At 52.8% G+C, this 20,550-nt stretch carries 14 protein-coding genes and 1 tRNA gene; 6 read left to right on the top strand and 9 right to left on the bottom strand.

The features are described from left to right. Positions 1–82: 82 nt before the first annotated feature. The 4 genes from IPQ00_13320 to IPQ00_13305 form a co-directional block, all read right to left on the bottom strand. A complete protein-coding gene (locus IPQ00_13320) occupies positions 83–436 on the bottom strand; it encodes a hypothetical protein (GenBank protein ID MBL0241540.1) in 354 nt (117 codons plus the stop codon). Positions 437–493: 57 nt separating this feature from the next. Beyond that, positions 494–1,702 carry a DEAD/DEAH box helicase gene (locus IPQ00_13315; GenBank protein ID MBL0241539.1) on the bottom strand — a complete coding sequence of 403 codons (1,209 nt, stop codon included), beginning with the start codon at positions 1,700–1,702 and terminating at the stop codon, positions 494–496. Between the two features lie 372 nt (positions 1,703–2,074). Then, the gene (locus tag IPQ00_13310) at positions 2,075–3,640 is read right to left on the bottom strand and encodes an amidase (protein ID MBL0241538.1); all 1,566 of its coding nucleotides are present in this window, start codon (positions 3,638–3,640) and stop codon (positions 2,075–2,077) included. A gap of 16 nt (positions 3,641–3,656) precedes the next feature. After that, positions 3,657–5,438 (bottom strand): M61 family metallopeptidase, encoded by a 1,782-nt coding sequence (locus IPQ00_13305; protein MBL0241537.1) that lies wholly within the window; start codon positions 5,436–5,438, stop codon positions 3,657–3,659. 104 nt (positions 5,439–5,542) lie between these two features. On the opposite strand from IPQ00_13305, the gene IPQ00_13300 reads away from it, so the two are divergent. Together IPQ00_13300 and IPQ00_13295 are read left to right on the top strand one after the other, a co-directional pair. Beyond that, the gene (locus IPQ00_13300; GenBank protein MBL0241536.1) at positions 5,543–6,385 is read left to right on the top strand and encodes a nucleotidyltransferase family protein; all 843 of its coding nucleotides are present in this window, start codon (positions 5,543–5,545) and stop codon (positions 6,383–6,385) included. Between the two features lie 4 nt (positions 6,386–6,389). Beyond that, a complete protein-coding gene (locus tag IPQ00_13295; GenBank protein MBL0241535.1) occupies positions 6,390–7,595 on the top strand; it encodes a galactokinase in 1,206 nt (401 codons plus the stop codon). 107 nt (positions 7,596–7,702) lie between these two features. On the opposite strand, the gene IPQ00_13290 is transcribed toward IPQ00_13295, so the two are convergent. From IPQ00_13290 to IPQ00_13280, 3 genes are all read right to left on the bottom strand, one after another. Beyond that, entirely contained in the window at positions 7,703–9,196 is a 1,494-nt protein-coding gene (locus tag IPQ00_13290) for a sodium:solute symporter family protein (protein ID MBL0241534.1), read from the bottom strand. A 70-nt stretch (positions 9,197–9,266) separates the two neighbouring features. Beyond that, entirely contained in the window at positions 9,267–10,811 is a 1,545-nt protein-coding gene (guaA, locus tag IPQ00_13285) for a glutamine-hydrolyzing GMP synthase (GenBank protein ID MBL0241533.1), read from the bottom strand. A gap of 76 nt (positions 10,812–10,887) precedes the next feature. Beyond that, on the bottom strand, positions 10,888–11,310 hold the full coding sequence (locus tag IPQ00_13280; protein MBL0241532.1) for a DUF1801 domain-containing protein: 423 nt from the start codon (positions 11,308–11,310) through the stop codon (positions 10,888–10,890). A 123-nt stretch (positions 11,311–11,433) separates the two neighbouring features. On the opposite strand from IPQ00_13280, the gene IPQ00_13275 reads away from it, so the two are divergent. Both IPQ00_13275 and tadA read left to right on the top strand, forming a co-directional pair. Continuing rightward, positions 11,434–11,508, top strand: a tRNA-Asn gene (locus IPQ00_13275). A 968-nt stretch (positions 11,509–12,476) separates the two neighbouring features. Continuing rightward, positions 12,477–13,745 (top strand): Flp pilus assembly complex ATPase component TadA, encoded by a 1,269-nt coding sequence (gene tadA, locus IPQ00_13270; protein MBL0241531.1) that lies wholly within the window; start codon positions 12,477–12,479, stop codon positions 13,743–13,745. A gap of 47 nt (positions 13,746–13,792) precedes the next feature. On the opposite strand, the gene IPQ00_13265 is transcribed toward tadA, so the two are convergent. Then, the gene (locus IPQ00_13265) at positions 13,793–13,951 is read right to left on the bottom strand and encodes a hypothetical protein (GenBank protein MBL0241530.1); all 159 of its coding nucleotides are present in this window, start codon (positions 13,949–13,951) and stop codon (positions 13,793–13,795) included. A 657-nt stretch (positions 13,952–14,608) separates the two neighbouring features. On the opposite strand from IPQ00_13265, the gene IPQ00_13260 reads away from it, so the two are divergent. Continuing rightward, positions 14,609–15,649 (top strand): hypothetical protein, encoded by a 1,041-nt coding sequence (locus IPQ00_13260; GenBank protein MBL0241529.1) that lies wholly within the window; start codon positions 14,609–14,611, stop codon positions 15,647–15,649. A gap of 61 nt (positions 15,650–15,710) precedes the next feature. Continuing rightward, the gene (locus IPQ00_13255; GenBank protein ID MBL0241528.1) at positions 15,711–16,985 is read left to right on the top strand and encodes a zf-HC2 domain-containing protein; all 1,275 of its coding nucleotides are present in this window, start codon (positions 15,711–15,713) and stop codon (positions 16,983–16,985) included. On the opposite strand, the gene IPQ00_13250 is transcribed toward IPQ00_13255, so the two are convergent. Then, entirely contained in the window at positions 16,982–20,263 is a 3,282-nt protein-coding gene (locus IPQ00_13250; GenBank protein MBL0241527.1) for a CHAT domain-containing protein, read from the bottom strand. The two genes, IPQ00_13255 and IPQ00_13250, sit on opposite strands and share 4 nt — an antisense overlap. Positions 20,264–20,550: the final 287 nt, after the last annotated feature.

Below are 20,550 nucleotides of genomic sequence, written 5' to 3'. Positions count from 1 at the left end.
GCTATCCGACGACCGGGGTCGTCAGGATAGCCTTTTGTATATGTCGTAGCTGTGCCGAGCGCCGGAGCGGACGGCAGTTACACTAGGACTGCGAGTGGATCAGACGGCGGGTTTGGTCGCCGAAGAGCACGTCGATCTTTTGCGGTTCAATAACAGCGGTGACCTCGCCGCGGCCGAATTTGTCGTGAGTCATCGCTTGTCCTTTACGGTACTTGCGGCCGCGATCATAGGGCGAGGCATTTTTGCCGGTGCCCATATTGACCGAGGTTTTAACGCCGCGGGTAAACGTGCTGACGGTCTCACAGGCTTCGCACGAAGCCTTAGTTACCTTCCCCTGCTTGGTCACGGTCACAACCTTGTGGTTTTGTTCCAGATCACAAGCCGAACACATCATCTCGAGCGAATCTCCGATGGCATAAGCCGTAGTTTTGATCATAATTTTATACCTAACCTCCAGCACGCCCAAAATATACGGCGTGCGATCTAATACGGACTAACGTCCGCGACGTCCGCCGAATGAGCGGAAAGTCTTACGAGCGGGCGAACCCGCTTTTTTTGCCGCGACTGACGCGGGCATATGGTGACCGCCGAAATCCGGAAGCACGACGCGCTCGACCCTCTCACCGGTCAGACGCTCGATAGCACGCATCGAATGTTCTTCGGCGAGTGTAAAGAGCGTGATCGCCGTACCCTTGTTGCCGGCACGGCCCGTACGGCCGATGCGGTGAACGTAATCCTCGGGTGCCTCAGGGATATCGTAATTGATAACGTGTGAGATCGAATCGATATCGATGCCGCGAGCGGCAACGTCGGTCGCGACCAACACATTAGTGTGGCCCGACTTGAAGCTCCGAAGGGCTGCTTCACGTTGCGACTGTGAACGGTCGCCGTGGATGCGATTCGATTTGTGCTCACGCTTTTCGAGCACGTGGGCGACGCGGTCAGCGCCGCGTTTGGTGCGGGTAAAGACGAGAACGCGGTCAAAATCTTCGCGGTCGAGCAGGTCGAGCAGCAAGGGCATCTTCGACTGCTGCGCAACCGGATACGCCGTCTGTTCGATCAGGCCCGAAGCCTTGCCGCGGGGGCTGACCTCGATGTAGGTCGGATCCTTGAGCATCGCGTAAGCGATATGCTCGATCTCGGCCGACATCGTCGCCGAAAAGAATAATGTCTGACGCTTGGCCGGAATGACCTTGGAAATACGCTTGATCGAGGGCAAAAAGCCCATATCGAGCATACGATCTGCCTCGTCCAGGACGAGATGCGTCAGGTTGTTGAAATTAATAAGGCCCTGATCCATAAAATCGATCAGACGGCCGGGCGTTGCGATGATGATATTGGCACCGCGGCGAAGCGAGTCCATCTGACGCTTGTAACCTGCGCCGCCGATGATCGCTGTACACGAGATGCCCTTGGGGGCAAACTCGCGGCAAGCGGCCTCGGTCTGATTGGCCAGTTCGCGTGTCGGCGACAGGACCAAAACCCGAGTTCCGGGCTTGCCCTTGTTGTCGCCAAGCATCTGCAGTATAGGCAGCAGAAATGCCGCCGTTTTGCCGGTGCCGGTCTCAGCACTAGCGAGAATGTCGCCGCCTTGCAGCACTACAGGAATAGCCTGTTTCTGAACCGGAGTCGGTTCGGTATAACCCATTTGCTCGCATTTGTCGGTGAAAACCGGCAGCAAGCCTAAATCTTTAAATGTCATTTGTGAACAAAAAATCTCAGATCAACTAAAGACCTACATTTTTACCCTCGCTTCCTTAGGTTCTCGCATCGGCGGTTGGCAAAATGCCTTTACGCAAACGGATAACCAACAGAAGTTGGGCCTCTAAAAAGAGTCTCTAGGATGTAAAAAGAAGTTACTAACGTGGAATGATCTTCAGTGTAACGGTTGCAAGGAAGGGACCTACGTTCGAGGGTTCACCCTTTCGGGGAACCGCTTCTAACAGTTATAAAAGAACCGTTTCTCGAACTATCCAAAGCACTGCAACATAGCAGGGCATCTACCGTCGATGAAAGAGATACGGAGTTGTCAAACTAAGAGACTACACCTTTTTGCAATAATAAGCAAGCTAATTCATTTCGCGACCGGCAAAGGCTTCTGAGCGATGAACTTCGGTGTGACACGCCCCTTTGTCATTTGTTCGAAGGCGTATGCGTATTTGATCAGTGACGGTTCGGAAAATGCCTTGCCGAAAAACGCCATACCGACCGCTGTATTTTCACGCAGCCCGATCGGAACAGTGATGTACGGATATCCTGCCGTCGCGGCGATCGCCCAAGTCGCACCGCCGGTCGGGGCGACGAGAGCGTCGAGATTCTCCTTGGCCATAACGGCATCGACGCCATCCTCGCGAGCGGCGCGTTTTACCTTGGTCAGCGAGTCTATGTAAGCCTTGTCGTTGAGGTCGCCCTTTGCCTGCGACTGGACGAAAAGTTCCTGGTCGAAGAGTTTCAGCTCGGCTTCCTTATTGTCGTCATTAAACTTGATCAGATCCGCGAGCGACGTGTATTTGGCACCGCGAGCGGCGAGATACTTGTTCAGATCAGCCTTAAATTCGTACAAAAGCACGTTGAGTCGGTCGTCGCCGACCTTGCTGTAATCGGGCGTAAAGGTGACATCGACAAGCGTCGCTCCGCCGTCGCGAAGCTTGTCTAAGAACGGTTGGTAAAATGCCTTAAATTCCGGCCTTGTCGTAAACTGCATAACGATGCCGAGCCGAGCGCCTTTGACGCCGCCGGTGTCGAGAAACTTTGTGTAATCCTTTTGGGCACGATTGTCCGCATCGGCAGTGATCGAATCATCTTTGTCGCGTCCGACCATCGCTCCGAGCAGGATCGCCGCGTCTGATACGGTGCGTGCCATCGGGCCGGCAGTGTCTTGGGTGTGAGCGATGGGGATAATGCCGCTACGGGAAATAAGGCCGAGTGTGGGCTTGATGCCGACGATGCCATTGGTATTTGCCGGGCAGATGATCGAACCGTTGGTCTCGGTGCCGACCGCCGCCGCTGCGAGGTTAGCCGACACCGATACGCCGGAGCCGGAGCTCGATCCGCACGGATTTTGATCAAGAAAATACGGATTATTGGTCTGCAGTCCGCGGCCTGACCAACCACTGATCGAACGGTTTCCACGAAAATTGGCCCACTCGCTCAGGTTGGTCTTGCCGATTATCACCGCACCGGCCTTACGCAAACGCCTCACGACAAATGCATCCTGTTTAGGCGTCGGGGCGCCGACCAGAGCGAGCGAACCGGCGGTCGTCATCATTTTGTCAGACGTGTCGATATTGTCCTTGATAAGGATCGGGATGCCGTGCATCATCGATCGCGTTTTGCCTATTCGACGTTCCTTATCGAGAGCATCGGCGATCGCGAGAGCATCCGGATTTAGTTCGAGCACGGCGCGCGTCTTCGGATCGATCTGCTTGATGCGTTCGAGATACATCTCCACGAGCCGACGCGACGTGAGCTTGCCGGATTTCATCCAAGCCTGAAGGTCGCTGATGGTCGCCTCGACGAGTTCCGGAAACGGATCTTCGGCCGCCGACACCACCACGGCGTCGCGAAACAGAGCGTATGCCGCCACTCCGGCCGTCCCGGCCTTTATAAACTCGCGTCTCGATCGTCCTATATCGCTCATATCAATTAAGTATCGCCTATCGTTTGAGCCACGCTTCGCGGATCTTGATCTGCTGGGGCGTTGCGTCGGCGTTCTCAACGAGGCTGTAGGCGGTGTAACTGCGCGAGCCGACCAGCATTGGCATCTCGCTTGCGACACCTCCGCGTTCGACGGTCAGCGTGATCTCCTTACCGGCCATTGTGCCGAATGGAGCCTCGAACGGCGAACCGCCGTTGATCTTTGTAATGACATCGCCGACCTTGAGCTTGGCCTTTTCGGCAGGGCCATTAGGCTCGACCCCATTAACGGCAAAACCGCCGTTTCGCGGCCTGACATTAAAGCCCAGATCCGCCGACGCCTGAGCGGTGCGTACTAACTTAAATCCCGCGTAGCCGAAAATACGGTCATAATCGGGCACGTCGGTCCCGAAAACGTATTGATCATAAAATCCGCGATAGTCCTTTTTGGTCAAACGGTTGACGATCGCGATCATATCGTCGGTCGTATAGCCCTTGCCCTTTTTATAATGCTCGTTGTAGAGAGCTCGCATAACGTCGTCGAGGCGATATTTGCCGTCGGTATCGTTCAGTATCGACAGATCGAGCAGACCGGCGAGATTCTGGCCCTGAGTATAATACGAGATGCCGAATGCGACCGGCGTGTCGTAACCGGCCCAGGTCGAAACCGACGAATTGGCAGGCGAGATGTACTTACGCGCCTCGGTGTTTTCGACACCGGCAGCGGCATCCGCGGCGCGGCTGATGAAATTTTCCCTTGATGTCACGCCGCCGCGATAAGTTGCGACAACACCGTAATAGTTGGTAAAGCCTTCGGAAACCCAGAGCAGGGGCGTTTCATTTTCGCGCGAGTAGTCGTAGGGCCACATCTCGGCCGGACGCATTCGCTTGACGTTCCAAAGGTGAAAGAATTCGTGAGCGCCGGTGCCGATGATGCCTTCGGGCGTCGAGCGTTCGCCGCCGGGCGAAAACGCGACGTATGAATTGAGATGCTCGAGCGCTCCGCTGGCATTGGACTCGGCGGGCATAAAGAAATAATAGGCTACGTACTTTTCGTACGGCAGACCGCCAAAGATCGCACTCGATGCCTTAATGCTGGAGGCCAGGATCTCAGTGAACTTCTTTGATTTTTCGGCGTTGAAGACGCCCGCCGGTGCCGCCGCGAAATAGTGCGGCTTGCCCTCGACCTCAAACTGAGTGACGTCAAATTTACCCATCAGGGCCGGGGCATCGACGAGTGCGTCATAGTCGGACGCGATAAAGGTCATCGGATCGGCGGTGTCCTTTAGCGGGGACATCAGCTTCCATCCGGCGGGCAACTGAAACTTGAGCGTACTCGACTCCCATCGGTGGCCGATCGGCTCGAGAAAGAGTTCAATACCGGTAAAAAAGGCAAAATCTTTAGAGATCTTGGCCTGATTGAGGCTCAGAACCGTTGCGCTGTAATCGTATTCGACGCGGATCTGCTTGATCCCTTTGGTATCGACGTTCCAGGTCTGTTTGCGCGACATCCGCAGCGGCAGGACCTTGCCGTTGGCGTCCGTTATCTTAAATCGCAAAACGTTCCTAAAGTAGTTCTCGACCGTGTACCAACCCGGCGACCACGTCGGCAGAGCGAGATCGAGCCGCGGCTGATCGATATTCTTGATATCGGTCGTCACGTGAAAAAGTTGGCTCGAGACATCGGTCAATGCGACGGTGTAGGTGACATCCAGCTTACCCTTTTGAGCAAAGCCTGACTGTACACCGATAACCAAAGCGAGAAAGATAGCAAACGGAACGCAGCGTCTTAAGGAATTCATATTGTTTTTTTGGATCGTAAAGATAATTGTACTACCGGCAGCGACTGAAAGTTTCAATAATTGTGATGCGGCGAGCAATATTAGGCGTTGAACGCACGTATCTAATGACGTACGATAATCTGGTTTGGCTTTGCAGATCGCTCGTGAACGACGTGACAACATTAACGACAAAAGCAGTGATCCTCGCCCGCGGACTTGGGACGCGGATGCGTGCCGATAACGGGGCGGGATTGACCGCCGATCAAGAGCGTTTTGCTGACGTGGGCATCAAGGCTCTGATCCCCGTCGCCGGCGGCAAAACTCTGCTGGAAATGATCGTCGAAAATCTCGAATCCGCGGGATTTTGCGAGATTTGCCTGGTCATCGGGCCTGAGCACGGAGCGATCCGCGATTTTTGTCACAAACGTGGGCTGGAGATCGAGTTTGCGGTCCAGAATGAGGCTCTCGGCACTGCCGACGCGGTGCTTGCGGCTGAAATTTGGGTCGGTGACGGGCTGTTTTTGGTCGTCAATTCGGACAATCTGTATCCGTTCGAGAGCCTTAGGCGATTGCGCGAGGCAGACCAACCGGCGATGCTCGCGTTTCACCGCGAGGCTCTGATCGAGCAGAGCAATATCACCGCCGATCGGATCGCAAATTTTGCGACTGTTGAGATCGACGGCCACGGATTCTTGCGGAGTATCGTCGAAAAGCCCGAGGTGGTCGACGCCTCGTCCGCCGTTTCGATGAACGCTTGGCTTTTCCCAACTGAGATATTCGACGCTTGCCGATCGATCGCACCGTCCGTGCGAGGCGAGCTTGAGATAGTCGCGGCGGTCCAGTTTATGATCGACCAAATGCAGGTCAAAATTGCTGCGGTACGGTCGGATGAGGGCGTTCTCGACCTTTCGAGCCGAACCGATGTCGAGGCCGTGTCGAGAATGCTGATAAACGAAAGGCGGGCGTAGTACGATGAAAATGTTCATTCCGGGCCGGATCGAATTTTTGGGCAAACACACCGACTACTGCGGTGGCCGGAGCATAGTCTGTGCGATCGATCGCGGTTTTCACGCCGATGTCGAACCGCGAAATGACACGATGCTCACGGCAGAGAGCCGAGACACCGGCGAGGTTATATCATTTGACCTCGCTACCGAACCGCATTTTTCCGCCGGCCACTGGGGCAATTACGTCGCCGAGACCGCCCGCCGAATAACCCGCAACTTTCCCGATGCGATGTCCCGCGGTGCGACGATCCGATTTCACAGCGACCTGCCAAAGGCGGCCGGGCTGTCGAGTTCGAGTGCGTTGATAATAATGTCATTCGTTGCTTTGGCGTCGGTCAACGGCATTAGTGAAACGCCGATCTTCAGAGCGAATTTGCCCGGAGTGGTTGAGATCGCAGAGTATCTCGGATGTGTCGAAAACGGCCGAGACTATCGCGAACTCGAGGGCACGGCGGGCGTCGGGACGTTTGGCGGCAGTCAGGATCACGCGGCAATTTTGCTTGGCCGGGTCGATCGTCTGAGTGCGGTTTCGTTCGGTCCGCTCACGGTTGATGCCGAATTCGCGTTTCCTGCGGATCATTCATTTGTCGTCGCATCGAGCGGTGTCACTGCCGAAAAGACCGGTGCTGCACGCGATCGATACAATCGCGTTTCCCAAATGGTCACTGAGATCACGGCATCGCACGGCGGCACGACGCTTCGGGGCCTGATCGACGAGATCGGGATGGACGCCCTGCGGCCGTTGATCAGTCGCGGACAATATTCATTTTCGGGAGGCGAAATGCTCGACCGCGTCGAACATTTTTACATTGAGAATTACGAAATAATTCCGGCCGTCGGCAAGCTTCTGTCCGCGGGGCAATTCGAAAATATCGGCCCGCTGATCGACCATTCGCAGCAAAACGCGGCGGCGATGTTAGGCAATCAGGTGGCCGAAACGGTGTTCCTGCAGGCCGCGGCCCGCGATATCGGCGCGGTTGCGGCGTCGGCATTCGGCGCCGGATTTGGCGGGAGTGTTTACGCTCTAGTGCCGAGCAGCGATGCTGAGCGATTTTGCGGCGAATGGCAGCGGATCTATCACACGCGATTTCCACAACATATTGAGTTGAGCTCTCTTTTTGTTACTCGCCCATCTCAGATCGAACTGCCGCCCTCATTTCTTACTGGCTAGACGTGCGAGCATCTCCTTAATATCCGTAACGCCCTTAAACGCTACATAAGCGGTCACAAAGGTGTACCAGCAGAGGGCGATAATGGTTAAGATCAACCAAAAATACTTCATACCTCCTGTCCTCCTTTCGGTTTGAGCAAAGAGAAAATTATCATCGCCGCCGCCGAACCGACATAGGCGGCGATACCCGAATAATACGGCCCGATCTCCTTGGCGAAATCCTTGGTCGACGGTGTCTTTTCAAGTACCAGAAACAATACGGGTATCGCCGCCGATACAATAATGGCGGCGGTCGCCCCCCAATTATTTGCTCTCTTCCAATAACAGCAAGAGATCAGCAGGACGGAGATACAAGCCAGATAGATCGTCCCCGTTATGCCGAGATAGATCCAGACGTCGCCCTCGAGCGGATACCATAAGCCGTAAAAGAGCAGGAATACGCCGATCAGAGCAACGATCGTACGGTTAACAAAGATGCCTTTTTTCTCCGACCAAGGCGTCTTGCGAAATGGTGCCATTATGTCGTTGTAGATGACACTGCCCCACGAGAGCATATAGCTTGAGTCAGTCGACATATCGGCCGCGAGCATCGCCGCGATGCACAAGCCCATCAGCCCGACCGGTACGAATGTCGCCAGAAATGTCGGCATCGCGTCGAGCGAATTGGTCATTTTGCCGAGCGTCGCCAGTGCGGCGATGCCCCAGATGCCGGGAATGAGAAATCGGCAAACGAAAAAGAAGCTCGTCCGCATATAGATCTGCTGACCGGTCTTCGAATCCTTGGCTGCCAAAACGCGAGCGATCGTCGTCTGCCAGGTCAACACGGCCGCAAAATTGAGCAGGATCTGAAACACGACATATTGCCAGCCGAGGTCAGGATGGACAAATGGGTTAAATCCGCCGGCACCGTAGTTGGCCTCGACGGTCGTTACGATCTTTTCCCACCCGACATTGACGAGTATCAGGACGGTTACGGCGATCAGACCGATGCTCATTACGACAAATTGTAGAAAATCGGTGATCAGCACCGACAGCATTCCGCCGAGGATCGTGTATGTTGCAACGCCGACCAGCAGGACGGTCATCATTGCCTCAAGATAACCGATATGAAATCCTAAAAACTCAAATGATGTGACCTTGAGTCCGACAATCTGGACCAAAAATTGGCCGCCGACCCGAAGGAAAACGCCCATATTCAGGAGTCCGCCAAGCACGATGACAACGCCCGCCGCCCAACGAACGCGCGGCCCGAACTGCTTTTCGATCAGCTGCGGGATCGTGATGACGCCCGAATCACGGAGCGGCTTGATGCAAAATCCGGTATAGCCGATCACCAGCATCGAGACCGCCATTGCAATTCCCGGCGTCGCACCCGCAAAGCCGTATTTGTAACCGGCCTCGGCCGTGTACATACAGGTGACGATGCCAAACTCGGTCGCCGCTAAGCTTGCGATGCCGAGATAGACATTCATCTCGCGGCCCGCGACCAGAAAGTCGTCGACCTTGCCCACGTACTTGCGCACGTACAACCCCGCGGCCATCGTGACCAACAGGTAAAGCCCAACAATGCTCCCGTCCAGAAGCCAGCTGAAGTTCGTCATATTGTTTCGAGATAAATCGTTCCAATACTAAATGTGTTTTTGTTGTCTGTCCAATCAACTATCTGTCGGGCTATTCCCACTCGATAGTTCCGGGCGGTTTTGAGGTGATGTCGTAAACGACGCGGTTGATGCCGCGAACCTCGCTGGTTATGCGTGACGAAGCGCGTGCGAGCAAGTCGTGCGAGACGCGTGCCCAGTCGGCGGTCATACCGTCGGTGGATGTTACTGCCCGCAGAGCGACGGTTCGCTCGTAGGTGCGAAAATCGCCCATCACGCCCACCGACTGGATCGGCAGCAGTACGGCAAAGGCCTGCCAGACATCATTATAAACGCCAAAGTTGCGTAGTTCTTCGATAAAGATGCGGTCGGCCTTTTGCAGCAACTCGATCTTTTCGGTGGTAATTTCGCCAAGGATGCGGACCGCGAGGCCAGGGCCGGGAAACGGATGGCGCTCGACTAGCTTGGCCGGAATGCCTAGATCCCTGCCGATCAGACGCACTTCGTCCTTAAAAAGCTCACGCAAAGGCTCGATCAGCTTCAGATTCATCTTTTCCGGCAGTCCGCCGACATTGTGGTGTGTTTTTATCGTGACGGAAGACCCGCGGACCGAGACCGACTCGATCACGTCCGGATAGAGCGTGCCCTGGACGAGAAACTTAACGTCGCCGATGCGTTTTGCCTCGACGTCGAAGGTCTCGATAAAAGTGCGGCCAATGGCTTTGCGTTTGAGTTCCGGGTCGGAGATGCCATCGAGAGCGGCGTAAAACTCAGCCGAGGCATCGACGCCGACCACGTTGAGCTGAAGATTTTCCTTGTACATCGCGAGCGTATCTTCGAACTCATCGGCGCGCAGTAGGCCGCTGTTGACGAAGATGCAGGTTTGCCGTTCGCCGATCGCTTCGTGTACGAGCACCGCCGCGACGGTCGAATCGACGCCGCCGGAGAGTCCGCAGACGACATTGCCGGTCGGGCCGACCGTTTCGCGTATGCGTGCGATCTCTTCCTTAATAAATTGTGCGGGCGTCCAATCGCCTTGGCAGCCGCAGACGTTGAAAACAAAATTTCGCAAGATCTCTTTGCCGAGCGGCGTATGCGAGACCTCGGGGTGGAACTGGACGCAGTAAATGCCGCGTTCGGGGTTTTCGATCGCGGTGATGACGTCACCGGTCGTAGCGGTTGTCGTAAAGCCCTCGGGCAACTTGGTCACGTGGTCGCCGTGGCTCATCCAGACGTCGAGAGCGAATGGAAGTGCGTTAAATAGTTCGGTTTTACCGCTTAGCACTTTGAGTGTTGCCGCACCGTACTCGCGTCTTGCCGCCGGCTCACTCGCTCCGCCGAGGTCGACCGCGACAAGCTGCATTCCATAACAAATGCCGAGTATCGGAACGTCTATTTTGTCGTAGAAGTCGGACGCTACCCGCGGTGCATCCTCGTCAGACACGCTCGATGGCCCGCCCGATAAAATGACGCCCTTAGGTTGCTTTGCCGCGATCGCCTCGGCAGACAAATGAAATGGATGTATCTCGCAATACACGCCCTGCTCACGCACGCGCCGCGCGATAAGCTGAGTGTATTGCGAACCAAAATCGAGAATTATGATCGTTTCGTGCTTCAAGAAGGGTATCGCTCCGTTTAGATGGCTAATATTACGATTATACTTGGAGTTTCGGCTGGCAACAATGACGCTACGTTCAGGAGTCGGATTTTGACGCTCGCTTGACCGCGCGGACGATCAGTTGTTCGACGACGGTTTCGTCAATGTCCGCAAGCCTTTTTATATAAAGACATCCTTTGCCGGTCTTGTGCTTGCCGAGCTGCGACATTAGATCTTCGGATCCGCCGGTGCTGTCGTGGATATATAGCGTCAGATTGCCCTTTCGCGGAGAAAAGCCGGTCACCATCCAGTCGAGCTCGCGACCCGAATCATACTTGAGCACGCGGTGGCCAAACCCTATGATCGCCGGACCCCACATCTTGGGCTCCTCGCCCGTGACGCGTCTGAACATCTCGAGCACCCGAAATGCGTCCGCCCGCTGCTGCTCGTCCGCCAACGAATTCAAAAATCCGTCGACACTCGCATCAGTCTCTTGCGTTTTAAGCTCCGATTTTGCCATTATCGGTATATAGTAATCTGTTTTGGCGAAAAGTAACGAGTTTTTCACGCAAAACTTGACAACCGCGAGCTAAATTCCTAATCTTTATGTTCGCCCCAAATACCAATTTGAGGCGTGCCAAATTCCGCAGTAGCTCAATGGCAGAGCATTCGGCTGTTAACCGAAGGGTTGTAAGTTCGAGTCTTACCTGCGGAGCCAATTTAATCAATAACTTAGCCTGTCAACGATTGACAGGCTTTTGTTGTTTCCCTAGAAGGTTTACTAAGTCTCACTGGTTAACTGTGGGTGTTCGTCATCGGCCAAGGTTATCCATGACTGATCTCTATACTCACCAGGAACGGAATGAGATGTTTCTCTTTCGAAAAGAGGACGCGAAAACCGACGCGGTAGAACTCAATGATTCCGGCGTTTCTCTTTCGAAGCTTCGTCATTCTCGAAACGCCGACAAAGTCTGCGGCTTCCGCTTCGCTAAGCAGGGGTGCGGTAATGGGTTGAATCTATTCACTCTTCGATTCAACAAAGGGAAATTCGCCGATTCCGTCGTTCATTGAGATTCGTTGCCCAAATGTCACCGTTGTAGGAGTAATAGGTAAATATCCCAATTCGATATTGAAATGACGGTCGCCGATCGTTACGCGGTCGCAGATCTGCTCGACAATGATCCGTTTTTATTTTTGCGTCAACAAACAGAAGTTGTTGACGGCCAATAAAACGGATTTATATTCAGAGACTTTAGCTTCACTAAGTAGACTGCACATCGGGATTCTCATCCCAAGTCCCCGTGGTGTCTCGTTGCCGATCACTCGTCACTGGATATCGGCGGGCGGTTATCCATAAGGTGGTGTTGCGGACAGCGGTGACGACAGTCTCGTCGTCGATGTCTGTACGGATACTTTGGCTGCGAATTTTGCGGCTCTCTATCTTTCCAAGTGATATTATTGTAATTGCCGTGATCGGTGAGCGCGTGCAGGGACCCTACGGGAGCTTCCTACACAGACGCTCACGGCGTGAGTCCGATCGTCGCATAACGCTCAGGTCTATCGCGCGGCCAATTATGGTTGTGGCAGGTGGATCGGCTCTGACACTTCGCTGCGAACGGAATTTGGGTCGCGATCGTGATCTTGTAGGAACACAGTTTCGGGCTAGACAATATTAAAGGGAACGCTATGGATCAGGAGATCAGAGAACCGGAAGCCATTCTCGATACAGATCGTTTGCTCGATGAGATATTTGAGAAGCTTGCGAAACGAGAATTCTCGGAGGTCCATTTCGATCCTTTTCAGGGCGGAATGCGAATTCGATACCGCAAAGGTCGGGACCTTGTTGACTACCTGACGTTATCTGACCGGAAAGCCGGAGCGTCCGATCAAGGGTCCGAGTCCGTAACCGAGCTGATAAATACTCGATTAAAGACATTGAGTGACCTGGACGTCGAGGAAAGGACAATTCCAAGCGACGGAATTATTCACCTCAGTTTTCCACATTTGAATGAAGATCTGGACCTCTGGCTCACCACCAACCCCACACTTTTTGGGGAACAGAGCTTTGTAAGAATTTTTAGGTTGGGAACGCCGTTCAAGAAGTTTGAAAACTTAGGACTTGATCCGTTCGCAGAGAAACAACTGACGGAGGCAATTTGGAAAAAGGGCGGATTGATAGTATTTGCGGGTCCGACAAATGCAGGAAAGACGACCACACAAAATTCGATCCTGTATATCTTGAATGACAGCAAAAAGAACATATTGACGGCCGAGTGGCCGGTCGAATATCCGATGTCCGGAATAAATCAGGTCGATTGCAAATTTGAGATCGGTTACACCGATACGGTCGCGGTAAACACCTTTCTCAAGCAGAAGCCCGATATTATCAAGCTCAAGCTCGAAGATCATGAAACGACGAGGCTCGCATTTCGGGCGGCGTCGAAGAAGACGCTGGTCCTTTCGGCTATTCATGTCCACTCGGCGGCGAGCGTGTTTGATAGGCTTCGGAACATGGGGATCTCGCAATTTGACCTGTCAACGTATATATTCCTGATTCAGGCCCAAAGAATCATCAGACGACTTTGCCTCGATTGTCGAGAAGCATATTCCCCGTCAGACGGTTTACTGCGGCACTTGAAGGTCGACGAACAGCTTTTCGAACGACTGGGACTCCCGTTCGAATATCCGGGCTCAATTACCTTTTATAAGCCGCGAGGGTGCTCGAAGTGTTTCGGATCGGGATATTACGACCGTATCCTGATCTGCGAGAGCCTGAAAGTAACTCCAAAGCTGCAGGATATCATTTTGAATAAGTACTCGGTCAGAGAGATCGAGAAGACTGCGATCGAAGAAGGAATGCTTACTCTCTGGGATGCCGGACTCCGTCAGGCGATCCTCGGAAATACAAGCATAGAGGAGTTCATGATGTTCGGCAAACGGCCCAGTCACGCCTGATGCGCCAGCTGGCGAGGTGATCACCCCCGGCCGCTTTTCACAAACATTCATTTGATCGTGACCGCGCCGGCCAGGCCGATGCGGCGGTTTTCGTCAAACGACAGGACACGTTCGCGTTCTACTTCCGCCGACTTTGAAATTACTCCTCCGGTCCGTGCGAACGGATTCTTTATGAGCCACTCATTTCGGATCGCATAGTTGAGCATTCCCCGAAGGAGCTCAAGTTCTCGGTTAACAGATGCGATCTAACGGGGAGTGCCTCCGATCGTCGGCCCGACACTTTATCGTATGTCGCCGTGCACACCGGGCTGTTAACCGAATGGTTGTAAGGCACGAGTCTTACTTGCGGAGCCAATTTGATCAACAAGTTACGGGCACCGATTTGGTGCCCGTTTCGCGTTTGTGTCGTGGACAGTGTCATAACCTGTCGGACTTTGCCATGAATAACCGATCAGAGGACTATCTGCCACAGTAGTTTCGGTCGCCGGGATAGATGTAATAATCGCTGGCTCAAGGGCTGCCACCGATTCATCCAAAGCCTTCCTCCGGATATGGCTGTGTGTCTTTATCGTTTGCGGGTCAAATTGTCCGACTTGCGCTTGGATTACCCAATCTGCAACTCACTTTTCAGCGAGGGTGGTTATGACGGAGTGCCGGCCGTCGTGAAATCGCACGTTTAAGAAGCTCTATTTGGAAGCGAAAGTTTTTGATCTGCTCAAATGTCAATGGAATCCTCTAAAGTGTTCTCGTCAACGATATCCTCACTGTAAATAGATTTGAAGAGAACCCTTTCAAAAAGTTTTGACCATTTTGGCTCTTAAACTATCCGACTTAAAGTAATATAGTGGCGTCAAACAATCAGGATGACGGACAACCCGGCCACATCGCTTGATGATCTTCTACTTAAATTCGTCCACGCTCCGGACGAGGATGTGGATCGCGCCCTTGGGGAACTTTATGGTCAGGGGATCGAGTCGATTGCGGCCGGCATACTTCGCCGCAAACTGCGGGTTTCTCTGCGCTTCGAGGACGATGGTCATGTCAATCAGGCTGGGCTCGATCTGCTGAGTGATATCAAGGCCGCGTTGTTGCCAATGCTCCAGCGGATGAGGGCAAAACCGGACGAAGATCATACGGGAAACCTAGAAGCGTATGTGCGAACGGCGGCTTTGAATGCGTACCGACAGTACCTTCGCGACAAGTATCCTAATCGGCTGCGGCTCAGAAATAAGATCCGATACATACTTACAACACGACCGGAATATTCGATCTGGAAGGACGGCGACGTCCGGCTCTGCGGTCCGGCAGCGTGGGAGACGCGCGGACGAAAATCTGCGAATGCCTCGGATATTGAAGCCTTGCGGGAAATTCTGACCCGGGACGCAGGCCCGTCAAGCGGTCTGGATGACAATAATAAGATCGTCCAGTTGATAGACGAGCTGTTCAAGCAGACAACCGCTCCGCTCGAACTGGAAGCGACCGTTTCGATAATTTGGGACCTCCTCGGGTTGAAGGAAGCTCAGCTCATATCCGAAACTGAACAAGGTTTTTTCGATTTACCCGGAAAAGCTGTAAACATTGAGGAACGGCTCGACCTGAGCGTCTCGCTGCGGCGTTTATGGGACGAAATATGTACGCTGCCGGTTCGGCATCGACGGGCGCTGCTCCTGAATTTGACTGACGGGAAGGGCGATAACCTGATAGCGTTTCTTCCCCGTCTTGGGATCACGTCTATACGAGGGATCGCGGCCGCCCTGGAGTATGAACGAGAGGATTTCGCAAAGTTATGGGCAGAATTGCCGCTCGATGACCACGCGATTGCCGAGCGCATGGGGCTAACGCGTCAACAGGTTATCAATCTACGCCAATCGGCGCGTGCTGGTTTGCGTCGTCGGCTAAAGTGAGGCTAAGTTTTCGCAACGTAATCAATTTGGAGTGCGATTTTTCATCTAAGGATAAATGAGGATGTCGAAACATCTATCTAATACGGAGATCGAAGGCTATGTTCACCGGACACTGCCTCCGGATGAGCTACTGCGAGTTGATGATCACATAATAACCTGCCCGGAATGCCGGTCGGCGGCCACAGACGTCGTTCCGGTTAACCAAAAGGCATTGCTGGATGCGTTTGAGCATCCAGAGGTCGACGGTCATTTGAGTTTCGATCAGCGAACGGCTTATGTCGAAAGCCGTCTGGATGAGGTCGAACGCGAGATCGCCGACCATCATCTGGTCAGCTGTCCAACTTGTCACGAACAAGTTAGCGACCTCATTGTGCTGAGAAAGGAGCTTGCTGCCCTGCCCATGGCAGCGACTGCGACACTTACATTCTGGGAGCAGGTCCGGAATGGTATCAGCGCATTTCGGATTCCCGTTATCGCCATTCCCGCTGCCGCAATGTTAATCGGCGGCGTATTGCTCCTGGCGTGGTTCATCACGAACCGCAGACCGGATGACGAAACGGCGCGGGTCGGTCCGCCGAAGACAAATGTCAATATTGTTACTCCGCCGCCGAACTCAGACCTGCCGGTTGAACCGGAAAATATACAGAATATGGCTTCCGATAAGGCAAAAACTGTCGTCGTTCTGAACGACGGTAATGGCCGGATCGAGATGGACGCAGCGGGCAAGATCACTGGACTTGATGATACGGGATTTGAGCGGACGGTCGCCGCCGCAATGAGCGGAAACCCGATCGAGGTCTCGCCGGAAGTACGTAAGCTGGGGCAGTCTTCGGGAACTCTGATGGGACCGGGCAATAGCGGCGTGCCGTTTGCTCTTGTTGGTCCGGTCGGCCTTATCGTCGAAACTACACAGCCCAAATTCCGTTGGAAAGGGATAAAAGACGCTGAAACCTATCGGGTCGAGATTTTTAACGAAAACTTTACCAAAGTTGTATCGAGCCCCGATGTCCGAAGTGCCGAATGGACGGTCAATGTTCCGCTTCGACGCGGCACAGTCTATCGCTGGCAGGTCACGGCGGTCGTAAACGGCGAAGAAGTGAAGTCACCGGTGCGTCCGGCGCCCGATGCAAAGTTCAAAGTTCTCGACGCGTCGAACGCGAACCGTCTGGCTGCCGCACGGGCCAAAAACAGCCGCTCGCATCTGTTGCTCGGCATCTTGTATGCGGAATCTGGTTTGTTAGACGACGCGATACGCGAATTTCAGATACTGGTTCAGAAAAATCCTGACTCGCCGATCGCGCGCCGTTTACTGGAAAAAGTGAGATCCGCCCGTTAGCTGCCGTCGCCGACCAGGACAAAACCGGCCCAGTAGGACGGGTGCCGGTATTTTGGCATTTTCATTAGTTTGAGCGATGCACGGCGAAGCGCTTCGGCCTTTGAAATTCGAGGTTTAGACAGCAGGCCGCGATGAAATTCGAGCATCAGGTCGGTCGTCGACGAAGACTCGACCTTCCATTGAGTCGCAACAGTCGTCGGAGCACCGGCGATAAAAGATGCCCACGTCATACCGATCATTCCCTCACCGTTGCTGATTTTGCCACGGGCCGTGTCGCATGCTGAAAGTATGACCATGTCGGCTTTGAGATCGAGATCTTTTAGTTCCCAAGCCTCGAGCAGGCCGTCCTCATTCGGATTTTTGTCATTTTGAGCGAAAACGAGATGTGAGTACATCGGCGAGACATTGTTGAGAATGCCGTGCGTCGCAAATTGAACGATGCGATATTTGGGCGATTCGGTTTTTGCGACTTCCTCTCGAGCATCGGCACCGGTAAAGACTTTGCTCCGTTTTGGACCGTACATCTTGCCCAACTCATTTACAAGGCGTTCAGCCTCCGGTATTGGTTCGAGCTTTTCGCTCATAAAGACACGTTGTACGCGGGTTCTGGTCTCGTTGCCAACGATCGGATTTCCAAATGCCAGCAGTTCGGTATCTGGCGAGGGCTTTCGCGCCATCGCCTTCTTACGCATCTCACGTAGTGCGGTCAGGCTCGGCGCATACGATACGGCCGCCTGCTCGATCAGATATTTACCCTTGCCATCCTGCAAAGCCTGAAACGGCAGATCCCACAACGGCCCGTCCGGGACGATGATCAGATTAGTCTTTCCGACTAGCTGTGCCGCCGCCGGTTTAAGCAAAAGGTCATACAATTCCCGCGACGACGCCTGAAAATCAAGGTCGCCAGTCGCCAATTTTGATCGATAAGCCTCGACCTTTGTGGCGAGGTTCTTACTCTTGACATCGATCGTATTCGCTTCTAGAACAGACTTTTGTCTGATGTCCTTGGTAATGATAAAAAGAAATGTCTTGTCCCCGGCGACAGCGTATTCGATCAAAGCACTCTTATCATCCAATAGTAACTTGGTTGTTTCCACGGGTGAGATCGGAGCCATTTCGCCGCGCTGAACCTTTAATTCCGGATGAGCGACGTAAAGTGCGACTTGAAAATTCTCGAATTCGAGCCTTTTATTATTTAGGCCTTTCCGGAGTTCACTCGTACGAACCGAATCTTGCGGTTTCTTCTCACTTTCCATTGAGATTTGAGCATTAAGAGTAACAAGATCCGATCGCAACGCTTGTTCGCGTTGCTTCTCTTTGATACTAGTCAGTTTATTAAGCTCATCTCTACCGTTCCTCAAGATATCCAGTAATGACCTGGATTTGGATCGTTCAGAGTAATCGAAGGCTTCTACGAGCTCATTCTGGGACCTCAACAGCTCGATCATTAAATAGTAGGGCTGGATTCTCTCAGCAAAGAAACGTTCCTGTTCCGACTCGCCACCGGCGAATTTAAGCAGGCTATCTTCAATTATCAAAATCGACTTTTTGTAATTCTCCCGTGCCAGCCCAGACTTTCCAATGGCTTGATACGCTTTGCCTAGCGGACCGTATATCTTCCATCTCTCACTGTAACCCGGCATTTTGCTTGCGAACGTGTCGGCCCTTTCGGCTTCTACAATGGCTTTGGCGTAGTCTCCTTCGGCCAAATGCACCTTTGCGAAAGCCAAATGAACCAACAAGGAGAGTGAATCGTAACCAAGTTGTTCACTGTTCGCTTGAGCTTTCTTGTAGTACTCCACCGCTTTACTCTTGTCCCCCAGTTCAAAATAATCATTGCCAAGGTTGACTAGACTCCTAATCGCATCAAAATTACTCCCCATCTGCTCACGCATCGCAAGTGCCTTTTCCTCAAATTCTATGGCTTTCCTGAAGTCCTTTTGAGCTGAGTAGGTCTTTGCCAGACCACTTAGCGAGAATGCAACACCGTACTTAGAGCCGCTCTTTTCAAAAATCGATAACGCAATATTAAACAAGGAGCCAGCTTGTTCATAGTTACCCTGTTCCAAATAAACCTCAGCGATGTTTACGGATACTCCCGGGTTTCTGTAAGGCGATTCATCATCGCTTCCATCTAACGTCAGACTTTTCTGATAGAACGCCATTGACTTTGAAAAATCGCCCAAATCCTTATAACTGTTTCCCATGTTCATCAGATCGTTTATTTGTCTGTTCCTGTCACCGATCGATTCCGACAATCGCAAGGATTCTTCAAAACTTGTCAGAGCCTCCGAATGTCGACTCAGCATCTGATAATTCAGGCCAATACTTGTCAGAGCCATTGAGAGTTGCTCTGGGTTTCCGAGCTTTCTTCCAATTTCTAACGACCGATTGGCGTAGGTCAGGGCAAGGATATAGTCGCCTTTCTCAAGGTACGTATCGCCTATGCCGTGAAGGCAAGAGGCAATCATCGCTTCATCTTTCAAAGAAGTACTTCTTTCGACGCAACGGTTGTAGAAATCTAGTGATTTCTTAAGCTCACCGAACTGAAAGTACGCGATACCAAGGTTTTGTAGAACCACTTGACTCCCTGCGAGATCACCACTTTCTTCCCACAAACTAAGACTCCTGAAATAGGCATCGAGGGCTAGATCGTTTTTATTTTGGTGCTTAAGTACCCAGCCAATACTATTCCATGCGCCCGCCATTTCGTGCTTGTCGCCGATGAGTTCGGCCACATGCAGGCCGAGCCTGAAAACTTCTAGCAGGTCTTCAGGGGGTGCATTGTCGGGCATACTATTGCCCAAATTAGTAAATGACCCGGACAATGACTTGTTCAAGTATTCTTTTTCGTTTGAGAGCATGACATCGCGGACGGTCGGGGACTTTTCGGCTATCAGTCTCCGAGCGAAGTCCATTTCACCTGAACTGTGACGGTAGATCTGCCACTTGCCATTTTCGCTCACTAGTTTGAGCAAGCGTCTCGCGCTGGTATAGACCTCGTATGGGCCACCGGTTTTTCGGTCTGTTGCAGCAAATTTCACATCGAAACGAACTTCGACCTGAACATCAAGCACCTTAATGTAGACAAAAGAGATTTCGACGATCTTTATTTTTTCAGCTTGGGTAAAGATCTCTTGAAAATCCCTCTGGTTGCCCTTGGCGTACGGCGAGCTTTTACTAACGTACGACATCGTTCCGTCAACGTCCATGTTTTCGAACGATCTGAGAAATGAGATTGCGGCCGCTTTAACCGCCGCTTCCTCCGTAGCAGGCATGGTGGTTTCCGGAGCCTTAGCGGGTTGGCCCTGAGCATGTGTCGGTAACGAAAATCCTGCTAAAAGGAAAACGAGGCTGAGAATCCGAAGACATTGACGAAATATGGGCAATTGAACCTCCGTTCAGTCACTGCTAATGCATAGGCGAAATTGGCGAGCTTAATCAAACCCGCCATTAGAACATAGATGGTAATACCTGGAGTATATTCCTTCTCCGCATATTTTAAAGTTTTTTTTACAAATCAATATCCTTTCCGAATTAACGTCTTTAACCGATGACAAGAAAA

The organism is Chloracidobacterium sp. (genome assembly GCA_016720705.1).
GTDB lineage: Bacteria > Acidobacteriota > Blastocatellia > Pyrinomonadales > Pyrinomonadaceae > OLB17.
Note: the sequence above shows the minus strand (reverse complement) of the source record. Positions and strands in the feature narration are given on the sequence as shown.

What these genes read in the sequence shown, in the direction of transcription:
- IPQ00_13320 (MBL0241540.1), bottom strand. Translation starts at nt 436, where the DNA reads ATGATCAAAACTACGGCTTATGCCATCGGAGATTCGCTCGAGATGATG.
- IPQ00_13315 (MBL0241539.1), bottom strand. Translation starts at nt 1,702, where the DNA reads ATGACATTTAAAGATTTAGGCTTGCTGCCGGTTTTCACCGACAAATGC.
- IPQ00_13310 (MBL0241538.1), bottom strand. Translation starts at nt 3,640, where the DNA reads ATGAGCGATATAGGACGATCGAGACGCGAGTTTATAAAGGCCGGGACG.
- IPQ00_13305 (MBL0241537.1), bottom strand. Translation starts at nt 5,438, where the DNA reads ATGAATTCCTTAAGACGCTGCGTTCCGTTTGCTATCTTTCTCGCTTTG.
- IPQ00_13300 (MBL0241536.1), top strand. Translation starts at nt 5,543, where the DNA reads ATGACGTACGATAATCTGGTTTGGCTTTGCAGATCGCTCGTGAACGAC.
- IPQ00_13295 (MBL0241535.1), top strand. Translation starts at nt 6,390, where the DNA reads ATGAAAATGTTCATTCCGGGCCGGATCGAATTTTTGGGCAAACACACC.
- IPQ00_13290 (MBL0241534.1), bottom strand. Translation starts at nt 9,196, where the DNA reads ATGACGAACTTCAGCTGGCTTCTGGACGGGAGCATTGTTGGGCTTTAC.
- IPQ00_13280 (MBL0241532.1), bottom strand. Translation starts at nt 11,310, where the DNA reads ATGGCAAAATCGGAGCTTAAAACGCAAGAGACTGATGCGAGTGTCGAC.
- tadA (MBL0241531.1), top strand. Translation starts at nt 12,477, where the DNA reads ATGGATCAGGAGATCAGAGAACCGGAAGCCATTCTCGATACAGATCGT.
- IPQ00_13265 (MBL0241530.1), bottom strand. Translation starts at nt 13,951, where the DNA reads ATGCTCAACTATGCGATCCGAAATGAGTGGCTCATAAAGAATCCGTTC.
- IPQ00_13260 (MBL0241529.1), top strand. Translation starts at nt 14,609, where the DNA reads ATGACGGACAACCCGGCCACATCGCTTGATGATCTTCTACTTAAATTC.
- IPQ00_13255 (MBL0241528.1), top strand. Translation starts at nt 15,711, where the DNA reads ATGTCGAAACATCTATCTAATACGGAGATCGAAGGCTATGTTCACCGG.
- IPQ00_13250 (MBL0241527.1), bottom strand. Translation starts at nt 20,263, where the DNA reads ATGCCTGCTACGGAGGAAGCGGCGGTTAAAGCGGCCGCAATCTCATTT.